Here is a 1,129-nt window from a genome sequence, read left to right on the forward strand (position 1 = left end):
CCCCCTCCGCGTCGGCGGCTCCGTCCCGTACGCCCTCCCGCACGGCGACACCGTCGGCCTCGCCGTCCGCGTCCGCCACGCCGTCGAAGAGCAGCGAGCCCACGCCGACCCCCACCGCCACCGGTCGCCCCGGGGGCGGTGGGGAAACCGGCGTCCGTTTCGCCCCCTTCATCGACACCTCGCTCAACCCCGCCTACGACCTCCTCGACACCGCCGCCAAGACGGGCGTGAAGGAGTTCCACCTCGCCTTCATCACCTCCGGCGGCGGCTGCGCGCCGCTCTGGGGCGGCGTCACCGGTCTCGGTGACGACCAAGTGGCCTCCCAGATAAGTGCGTTGCGCGAGCAGGGCGGTGACGTCCGGGTCTCCTTCGGCGGTGCGGCCGGTGCCGAACTCGCCCTCAACTGCTCCTCCGCCGACGACCACGCCCCCGCGTACGGCAAGGTCGTCGACGCCTACGACCTCACCAAGGTCGACTTCGACATCGAGGGCGCCGCCCTGCCCGACGCGGCCGCCAACACCCGCCGCTCCCAGGCCATCGCCCAGCTCCAGAAGAAGTACCCCGACCTCGACGTCGCCTTCACCCTGCCCGTCATGCCCGAGGGGCTGACCCAGCCGGGCGTGGACCTGCTGGCCGACGCGGAGAAGAACGGCGTCCGTGTCGACGCGGTCAACATCATGGCGATGGACTACGGCCCCGCCTACAGCGACGACATGGGCGCGTACGCGATCCAGGCGGCGACCGCCACCCAGGCCCAGCTCAAGGGCGTCCTCGGCCTCTCGGAGGCCGCCGCGTGGCAGGCCGTCGCGGTCACCCCGATGATCGGCGTCAACGACGTCGTCACCGAGATCTTCACCGTCGAGGACGCCGGTCAACTGGTCGAGTTCGCCGAGGAGAAGGGCATCGGCCGCCTCGCGATGTGGTCCGGCACCCGGGACAAGGCGTGCCCCGGCGGCCCCAAGCCGGAGGCCGACGCCACCTGCAGCTCGATCGACCAGGAGCCGCTGGCCTTCACGAAGGCCTTCGCCGCCTACCGGTAGCCACGCGCACGGACCACCTGCTCCCCCCGCACCGCGCGCCCCGGCCGGGCCCCGCCTGTCGTCGCCCCACGTCGTACACCTCCCGGGCC

General features: G+C 72.7%; 1 protein-coding gene. It reads left to right on the forward strand.

The window, feature by feature from the left end:
- Window positions 1–1,040 (forward strand): chitinase (locus JS521_RS35805; RefSeq protein ID WP_205087010.1); only part of this gene is annotated, 1,040 nt, incomplete at its 5' end.
- Between the last annotated feature and the right edge of the window lie 89 nt (window positions 1,041–1,129).

The sequence above is a fragment of the Streptomyces durocortorensis genome (assembly GCF_016901035.1).
Lineage (GTDB): Bacteria > Actinomycetota > Actinomycetes > Streptomycetales > Streptomycetaceae > Streptomyces > Streptomyces durocortorensis.